General features: G+C 71.0%; 9 protein-coding genes and 1 rRNA gene. 3 read left to right on the top strand and 7 right to left on the bottom strand.

From position 1 onward, the window contains the following. From C4U44_RS03920 to C4U44_RS03905, 3 genes are all read right to left on the bottom strand, one after another. Positions 1-186 (bottom strand): 16S ribosomal RNA (locus C4U44_RS03920); the annotation flags it as partial. Positions 187-684: 498 nt separating this feature from the next. Continuing rightward, positions 685-1,959, bottom strand: a complete 1,275-nt coding sequence (tyrS, locus tag C4U44_RS03910) for a tyrosine--tRNA ligase (protein WP_103884113.1) — start codon at positions 1,957-1,959, stop codon at positions 685-687. 155 nt (positions 1,960-2,114) lie between these two features. Then, positions 2,115-2,753, bottom strand: a complete 639-nt coding sequence (locus C4U44_RS03905; RefSeq protein ID WP_103884206.1) for a DNA-3-methyladenine glycosylase — start codon at positions 2,751-2,753, stop codon at positions 2,115-2,117. A gap of 120 nt (positions 2,754-2,873) precedes the next feature. On the opposite strand from C4U44_RS03905, the gene C4U44_RS03900 reads away from it, so the two are divergent. Next, positions 2,874-3,416 carry a YbhB/YbcL family Raf kinase inhibitor-like protein gene (locus tag C4U44_RS03900; protein ID WP_103884112.1) on the top strand — a complete coding sequence of 181 codons (543 nt, stop codon included), beginning with the start codon at positions 2,874-2,876 and terminating at the stop codon, positions 3,414-3,416. A gap of 159 nt (positions 3,417-3,575) precedes the next feature. Then, complete coding sequence (locus C4U44_RS03895) at positions 3,576-4,079, top strand: HNH endonuclease (RefSeq protein WP_103884111.1); 504 nt, start codon at positions 3,576-3,578, stop codon at positions 4,077-4,079. Positions 4,080-4,115: 36 nt separating this feature from the next. On the opposite strand, the gene C4U44_RS03890 is transcribed toward C4U44_RS03895, so the two are convergent. The 4 genes from C4U44_RS03890 to C4U44_RS03875 all read right to left on the bottom strand — a co-directional run bounded on the left by C4U44_RS03890 (position 4,116) and on the right by C4U44_RS03875 (position 7,425). After that, positions 4,116-4,883, bottom strand: coding sequence for a sulfite exporter TauE/SafE family protein (locus C4U44_RS03890; protein ID WP_103884110.1), 768 nt, complete (start codon positions 4,881-4,883; stop codon positions 4,116-4,118). An 81-nt stretch (positions 4,884-4,964) separates the two neighbouring features. After that, positions 4,965-5,924: an SPFH domain-containing protein gene (locus tag C4U44_RS03885; protein ID WP_103884109.1), complete on the bottom strand. Its 960-nt coding sequence runs from the start codon at positions 5,922-5,924 to the stop codon at positions 4,965-4,967. A gap of 232 nt (positions 5,925-6,156) precedes the next feature. After that, positions 6,157-6,588, bottom strand: coding sequence for an NfeD family protein (locus tag C4U44_RS03880; RefSeq protein ID WP_103884205.1), 432 nt, complete (start codon positions 6,586-6,588; stop codon positions 6,157-6,159). Between the two features lie 45 nt (positions 6,589-6,633). After that, on the bottom strand, positions 6,634-7,425 hold the full coding sequence (locus C4U44_RS03875; RefSeq protein ID WP_103884204.1) for an ABC transporter ATP-binding protein: 792 nt from the start codon (positions 7,423-7,425) through the stop codon (positions 6,634-6,636). Positions 7,426-7,558: 133 nt separating this feature from the next. On the opposite strand from C4U44_RS03875, the gene C4U44_RS03870 reads away from it, so the two are divergent. Continuing rightward, the gene (locus tag C4U44_RS03870; RefSeq protein ID WP_103884108.1) at positions 7,559-8,341 is read left to right on the top strand and encodes a hypothetical protein; all 783 of its coding nucleotides are present in this window, start codon (positions 7,559-7,561) and stop codon (positions 8,339-8,341) included. The last annotated feature ends 64 nt before the right edge of the window (positions 8,342-8,405 follow it).

Raw genomic sequence — 8,405 nt, 5'->3', positions numbered from 1 at the left:
GCCCCCTCAGGTAATATCCGGTATTAGACCCCGTTTCCAGGGCTTGTCCCAGAGTGCAGGGCAGATTGCCCACGTGTTACTCACCCGTTCGCCACTGATCCACCCCGAAAGGCTTCACCGTTCGACTTGCATGTGTTAAGCACGCCGCCAGCGTTCGTCCTGAGCCAGGATCAAACTCTCCGTGAATGCTTTCTCGAAAGAAAACACACGCAAGAGCGGCACCACGAGGAGGAATAATCCCCGGGTGCACAGCGTCCTCGCTGTGTCGCCTCCCCCACCCCAACGGGCAGGAAAGGACTTTTTCAAAGGAACCACATCCCGATCGGAAATCCGATCCGGACGGGGTATCAACATATCTGGCGTTGACTTTTGGCACGCTGTTGAGTTCTCAAGGAACGGAAGCTTCCTTTGGTCCACCGTTTCCGGCTTTTCCTCCGGGCTTTCCCTTCGTGTTCCACTACCGTACCCCATTCCCCAGCCGATTCATAATCGGTTCCACCGAATTGGATTTTGGCGCACCAAAAAACAACCCGATGATCGGGGCGACGTAGGTAGTGGGTGGCCGCTCGGCCGGCGGAGCCCCGTGCGAACCAGGCCCACCGTTTCAGCGGCTCGGACTACGTTACGCACGAGCGGCGACCGAGTCAAGCTCGGCCGCCGCTCAAACGTGGATTTCCGGCCGTCTCAGCCGAGTTCGACCGCTCCGAGGTTGCGCTTGCCCCGGCGCAGCACCAGCCATCGGCCGTGGATCAGGTCGCTTTGGACCGGTACGGCGTCCTCGCCGGCGACCTTCGCGTTGTTGACGTAGGCGCCGCCCTCGCGGATGGTCCGACGTGCGGCGGACTTGCTCGGGGCCAGGTCGACCAGGGTCAGCAGGTCCGCCACCGGGGCGAGTTCGCCGATCCTGGCGTGCGGCAGCTCGCTGAGCGCGGCCGCCAGGGTGCGCTCGTCGAGGTCCGCGAGTTCGCCCTGGCCGAAAAGTGCCCTGGACGCGGCGACCACGGCGGCGCACTGCTCGGCGCCGTGCACCAGAGTGGTCAACTCCTCGGCCAGCGCGCGCTGGGCGGCGCGGGCCTGCGGCCGCTCGGCCGTGCTCCGCTCCAGCTCCTCGATCTCCTCGCGGGACCGGAAGCTGAAGGTGCGCAGGTAGCGCGTGATGTCACGGTCGTCCGCGTTCAGCCAGAACTGGTAGAAGGCGTACGGCGTGGTCAGCTCCGGGTCGAGCCACACCGCACCGCCCTCGGTCTTGCCGAACTTGGTGCCGTCCGCCTTGGTGAGCAGTACCTGGGTGAGGGCGTGCGCCGGGCCGTGCGGCTGGTTGCCGAGGATCCGGCGGATCAGGTCGAGGCCGGCGGTGATGTTGCCCCACTGGTCGCTGCCGCCGATCTGCAGCGTGCAGCCGTACGCCTTGTACAGCTCCAGGTAGTCCAGCGACTGGAGGATCACGTAGCTGAACTCGGTGTAGCTCATCCCCTCGCCGTCGAGCCGGCTCTTGACCGTCTCGCGGGCGAGCATCTGGTTGACGCTGAAGTGCTTGCCGTAGTCGCGCAGCAGCGCGAGGGCCGAGACGCCCTCGGTCCACTGGTAGTTGTTGGCCATGACGGCCTGCGTGGGGCCGGGGGTGTCGAAGTCGAGGAACGCGGAGAGCTGGCCGCGCAGCGCGCCGACCCAGCCCTGGACGGTCTCGACGTCGTTGAGCACCCGTTCTGCGCTGGGCTTGGGGTCGCCGATCAGGCCGGTGGCACCGCCCACGAGGGCGATCGGCCGGTGGCCGGCGAGCTGGAAGCGGCGCAGCGCGAGGATCTGGGTGAGATGCCCGACGTGGAGACTGGCCGCGGTCGGGTCGAACCCGCAATAGAGGGTGAGGGGACCGTCCGCGAGCGCCTTGCGCAGGGCTTCCTCGTCGGTGGTCTGGGCGAGGACGCCCCGCCACCGCAGCTCGTCGACGATGTCCGTCACGTTGTCCGTGTCTCCTTGGGTCTGCGACCTGCTCGGCCCGGGCGGCTCGGCGGCCCGAGCGCCTGGTGTCCTGGTTGCCTGGCCGGGTGGCCGGGCTCCCGGTTCCAGGGTGTCCGAGAGTACGTGGTTCCGGCCATTCGATTATCCGCTCTCCGTCAGCGGCGCTTGCGCGGGACGTGCGCGCGGTAGGGGCTGACCGTGGGGTCGCCGTCGATCCAGTAGCGCCAGGGGTGGTCCGCGCCGCCCCCGCCGACCCCGGTACGGGGGCCGCTGCGGACGGCGACCGCCTCAGGCGGGTCACCGGCCAGGATCCGGAACGGTCCGCCGTCCTCGGAGCAGGCGTCGGCACCGTTGAGGGTGCGGTCGACGCCGATGGCGGTGGCGAGCCGGGCCGGGCCCTGGGCGAGGTCGCTGTCCTTGCGGGAGGTGGGGCGGCGCGGCCGGGCGAGGTCCAGGCCGGCGGTGATCCGGCCGGCCCGGAGCAGGACCCCGCTGGGCGTGCCCACCGGGCCGCACACCAGGTTGAGGCAGAACCACATGCCGTAGGTGAAGTAGACGTAGGTGTGGCCGGGCGGGCCGAACATCACGGCGTTGCGGTCGGTGCGGCCCCGGTAGGCGTGCGAGCCGGGGTCATTGGGGCCGTCGTACGCCTCGACCTCGGTGAGCCGGAGCTCGATCGGGCCGGCGTCGGTGCTGCGCACGAGGGTGCGACCGAGCAGGTCGGGAGCGATCTCCAGGACGGGCCGGTCGAAGAACGAGCGCTCCAGCGGGGTCCGTTCGGGTGGCGTGCTCACGAAGCAGGAGCGTAGTGGACGGGTGGGTGCGTGCGCGGGCGGCGCGGACGCCGCGGAGATCCACACGACAGGCCCTAGGCTCGGGGCCGGCTCGTTTCGTTCTCAACAGGAGGTGTCGAGGTGACCGAGCAAGCGCGACGTCCGCTCCCCCATGACTTCCACCCGCCGGTACCGGCGTTCACGGTGGTCAGCGATGATCTGGCGCCGGATGCGGTGCTCAAGGACGACCAGGTGTTCGCCGGCGGGAACACGTCGCCGCACCTGCGGTGGGAGGGGTTCCCGGCGGAGACCCGGAGTTTCGCGGTGTCCTGCTACGACCCGGACGCGCCGACCGGCAGTGGTTTCTGGCACTGGTCGGTGTTCGACATCCCGGTGTCGGTGACCGAGCTGCCGGCCGGTGCCGGGTCGGGCGACTTCGCGGGGCTGCCGGCGGGTGCGGTGCAGGTGCGCAACGACTACGGGACGCGGGACTTCGGCGGGGCCGCCCCGCCGCCCGGTGACGGCCCGCACCGCTACGTGTTCACGGTGTACGCGGTGGACGCGGAGAAGCTCGGGCCGGACGCGGACGCGTCGCCCGCGGTGATCGGCTTCAACCTGCGCTTCCACGCGCTGGCCCGGGCCCAGCTGATCGGCGTGTACGAGGTGCCGGCCGAAGCCGGCTGAGGCCCGGCCCGGAAACCCGGCGGCTTGTACGGGCCGCGGTCGCGGCCGCGGCCCGTACGCTGCCGCCGCGCGGCCCGTACGCAGCCGGAAACCCCGTTGTCCGGGGCTGGCGTCGGGGGCACAGTGGACCCACCTGAAAGACCCGGGAGGTGGGCGGAAATGCGTGAGACGCTGGTGCTGAATGCGAGTTTCGAGCCGCTGTCGACGGTGTCGCTGCGGCGTGCGGTCGTGCTGGTGATGCAGGACAAGGCGGTCGTCGAGCAGGCCCACCCCGGTCTCCGGGTCCGCGCGGCGCGGGTGGACGTACCGATGCCGCAGGTGATCCGGCTGTGCCGCTACGTCAGGGTGCCGTTCCGACAACGGGCGCCGTGGTCGCGCCGGGGCGTGCTGGTCCGTGACCGGCACCGCTGCGCGTACTGCGGGCGGCGGGCCACGACCGTCGACCACGTGCAGCCGCGCTCGCGCGGTGGGGGCGACACCTGGCTGAACACGGTGGCCGCGTGCTCGGAGGACAACCAGCGCAAGGCGGACCGTACGCCGGAGCAGGCCGGGATGCGGCTGCTGGTGCGGCCGTTCGAGCCGACACCGGCCGACGCGCTGCTGCTCGCGCTGGGCACCCGGGACCGGACCGACCTGCCGGAGTGGCTGGCGGTGCCGGCCTGAGCCGGCCGCCGGGCGCGGTCCCGGCGCGGGCGGGCACTATTTCAGCAGCAGTTGGACGATCGCCGCGATGCCCACGGCGACGATGAGGCCGCGCAGCGCCGTCGGCGGGAGGCGGCGCCCCACCCGGGCGCCGATCAGCCCGCCGACGGTGGCGCCGGCCGCGATGAGGGCGACGGCGACCCAGTCCATGTGGGCGATGACGATGAAGAACAGCGCCGCGATGCCGTTGACCGTCGCGGCGAGCACGTTCTTCAGACCGTTGATCCGCTGGAGCGTCTCGTCGAGCAGCAGCCCCATCAGGGAGAGGTACAGGACCCCCTGCGCGGCGCCGAAGTAGCCGCCGTACACGCTGGCGAGGAGCATGCCGAGCAGGAGGACGGGTCCGCCGTTCACGGGGGCGGCGGACCCCTTGCGCTGCCGGCGCGCCTGGATCACGCGGGTCAGGCGCGGTTGCAGGACGACCATGACCAGGGCGATGCCGATGAGGACCGGCACGATCGCGTGGAACGCCCCGGACGGCAGGTTGACCAGGAGCAGGGCGCCGGTCGCGCCGCCGACCACGCAGGCGCCGCCCAGCCGCAGCAACCGGTCGCGCTGGCCCGCGAGTTCCTTCCGGTAGCCGATGGCGCCGGTGACCGAACCGGGCACCAGGCCGAGGGTGTTGGAGACGTTCGCGGTGACCGGGGGCAGCCCGACGGCGAGCAGGACCGGGAAGGTGATCAGGGTGCCGGAGCCCACGATGGTGTTGATGGTGCCCGCCCCGATCCCGGCAGCGAGGACGGCGACGGCTTCTGCTGGCGACATCGGCTCTCCATGATCTGTGCGCGTCCTCCCCGCCGTTGACGGTCGAGGGGTGCGCAGCGATCATGTCACACCGGTGAGGGGTCAGTCCTTGTCGAAGGGCGGGGCCTCGCGGCGGGGCGCCGGGGTGGTGGCGGGGGCCGAGCCGGCGCCGTTGCCCCCGTTTCCGGACATGCCGGGGAGGTTCACCATGCCGCCGAGGCCCTTGAGGGCGTCGTTGAGTTCGCTGGGGATGATCCACAGCTTGTTGGCGTCGCCCTCGGCGATCTTCGGCAGCATCTGGAGGTACTGGTAGGCGAGGAGCTTCTGGTCCGGGTCGCCGGCGTGGATGGACTCGAAGACGGTGCGGATCGCCTGGGCCTCGCCCTCGGCGCGCAGCGCGGCGGCCCGCGCGTCACCTTCGGCGCGCAGGATCGAGGACTGCTTCTCGCCCTCGGCGGTGAGGATCTGGGACTGCCGGATGCCCTCGGCGGTGAGGATCGCGGCGCGCTTGTCACGGTCGGCGCGCATCTGCTTCTCCATCGAGTCCTGGATGGAGGTGGGCGGCTCGATCGCCTTGAGCTCGACGCGGTTGACGCGGATGCCCCACTTGCCGGTGGCCTCGTCGAGGACACCGCGCAGCGCCGCGTTGATCTCCTCGCGGGAGGTCAGGGTGCGCTCCAGGTCCATGCCGCCGATGATGTTGCGCAGCGTGGTGACGGTGAGCTGCTCGATCGCCTGGATGTAGCTGGCGACTTCGTACGTGGCGGCCCGGGCGTCGGTGACCTGGTAGTAGATGACCGTGTCGATGTTCACCACCAGGTTGTCCTGGGTGATCACCGGCTGCGGGGGGAACGGCACGACCTGCTCGCGCAGGTCGATGCGGTTGCGGATGGTGTCGATGAAGGGGACGACGATGTTCAGTCCGGCGCTGAGGGTTCGGGTGTAGCGGCCGAAGCGCTCGACGATGGCGGCGCTGGCCTGCGGGATGACCTGGACCGTCCTGATCAGCGCGATGAAGACGAGCACCACCAGGATGATGAGGACGATGATGATGGGCTGCATGGTCACTCCGGCGCCGGTTGAGTGCGGATGGAGCAGGGTCTACCAGTGATCTGACATGATCAATTGTCGCAGACAGTAGGCGTGTTGCGGGTCGGTTCGGCGAATTCCCGGTGCGCGGCGGCCTGTTGGCAGCGGGGTGCGCTGATCCGCGGTACTGCTCTTCGGTTGTCGGCCGGCTTCGGCAGTCGAACGGCTCCGGTTGCGGGACGGCTTCGGCTGCCGGGTGGGCCGTCTACATGACGACGGCGGTGGCTCCGTCGATCTCGACCACGTCCACGTGCTGGCCGGGGTCGAAGACGCGGTCGTGCTCCAGGGAGCGGGCCGACCAGATCTCCCCGGCGAGCTTGATCCTGCCGCCCGCGCCGCCGTCCACCCGTTCGAGCACGACGGCCTGCTTGCCCTTGAGGGCTTCGACGCCGCTGCGCTGGTCGGGGCGCTGGCGGTTGCGGTACGCGAGCGGCCGGACGAAGACGAGCAGCGCCACGGAGACCAGGACGAAGACGACGACCTGGACGACGATCCCGCCGCCGAGACCCGCGGTGACCGCTCCGCCGATCGCCCCGACCGCGAACATGCCGAACTCGGGCATCGCCGTGATCACCAGCGGGATGCCCAGTCCCGCCGCGGCCACCAACCACCACACCCATGCGTCCACGACGCCAATCGTAGGCGTACGCACCCCGGTTGCGGCAGGGCGCAGGCGGGGCGACTACTTCAGCGGCAGCCCGGCGGCGGTCCAGCGGTCGCCGCGGCGCTCGACGACGAGCGGGAGGCCGAAGCAGCGGGACAGGTTCCGGGAGCTGAGTTCGGTCTCCAGCGGACCGGCCGCGATCACCTTGCCCTGGCGGATCATCAGCACGTGGGTGAAGCCGGGTGCGATCTCCTCGACGTGGTGGGTCACCATGATCATGGAGGGCGCGATCGGGTCGCGGGCGAGCCGGCCGAGCCGCCGGACCAGGTCCTCGCGGCCGCCGAGGTCGAGGCCGGCCGCGGGCTCGTCGAGCAGCAGCAGCTCGGGGTCGGCCATCATCGCGCGGGCGATCAGGGTGCGCTTGCGCTCGCCCTCGGAGAGGGTGCCGAACTTGCGGTCGAGGAACTCGGTCATGCCGAGCCGGTCGAGGAAGGCGCGGGCGCGCTCCTCGTCGACCTGCTCGTACCCCTCGTGCCAGGTGGCGGTCATCCCGTAGGCGGCGGTGAGCACGGTCTCCAGGACGGTCTGGCGGCGCGGCATCTTCTCGGCCATGGCGGCGCCGGCCATGCCGATCCGCGGCCGCAGGTCGAAGACGTCGACGCTGCCGAGCTTCTCGCCGAGGATCTGCACGGTGCCCGTGCTCGGGAAGAGGTAGCTGGAGGCGACGCTCAGCAGGGTGGTCTTCCCGGCGCCGTTGGGCCCGAGGATGACCCACCGCTCCCCCTCGGCGACCGACCAGGAGACCTCGTCGACCAGAGCCCGTCCGTCGCGGACCACGGATACGTCCACCAGCTCCAGCACATCGCTCATGAGCGCGTTGTCTCCCATTGCATCTCGGCAGTCTCGGCATGTCGGTGTGCCGGGATCGGCACGGGCCGGAAGGAACAACCCCCGGGGAAAACTTACGCCACCGCGCGACGGGTCCAGTCCATAGGCTGGGGGCATGCTTGATGAACCTCGTTCAGGACGGCTGGCGGCGTGGGGAAATGCCCTGCTTGCCGGACTTGCCGCCCCTGATGACGTTGCTGAGCGGATCGCGGCCGGGGACGCGGTGCACCGCGTCGCCGGACTGCCGGGCGAACCGGCACCGGTCGGGCTGACCCTCGCGCTCGGCAGGCTCCGGGCGCTGGGTGTCACCGGCCTGCGGCTGGCACTGCCGGTGTCCGGGCACCCGTTGGGGCTGAGTGGCCCGCCGGAGTTCAACGCCCGTGCGATGGCGGCCGGTGAGGCGGTGCTGACGGTGGGCGCGCTCTTCGTCGGCCTCGTGCCGGAGGTCCACGAGGCCGGACCGGCCGGCGATCTGCACGTGGAGTGGCAGTGCCTGCCGGTACGGGACGCACCGCCGGCCGACGTGCCCTCGCTCGGCGAGGCGGAGCGGGAACTGGCGGAGGCGCTGCGTGACGCCACCGACGCGCTGGCGCAGCTGGACGTGGCCGGCGCGGGTCCGGCCGCCCAGGCGGCGCTGGACGCGTACCGGGCGCGGGCCGAACGCGGCCGGGAGGTGCTGGCGCCGGGCTACCCGCCGCGCGCGGTGCGGGTGCTGGAGCTCGCGCAGCGGGTGGCGGCGCTGGTGTCGATAGCGTCCGACGGGCACGGCGGGGCGGTGAGCGCCTCGCAGATCGCGACCCGCGCGGAGTTGCTGCGGCCGGTGGAGCGGACCGCCCGCCGCGCGCAGGTCGCGGCGTACAACGCGTACGTGGAGGAGGCGGAGAGGCGCCGGCCGTGACGGTGTGCGTCGGCCGCTCCGGGTCCGGGGCGGCCACCACGCCGGCCCCGTCACCGACGCGCGG

Origin of the sequence: Actinacidiphila yanglinensis (assembly GCF_900107965.1) — a bacterium.
Classification (GTDB): Bacteria; Actinomycetota; Actinomycetes; order Streptomycetales; family Streptomycetaceae; genus Actinacidiphila; species Actinacidiphila yanglinensis.
Note: the sequence above shows the minus strand (reverse complement) of the source record. Positions and strands in the feature narration are given on the sequence as shown.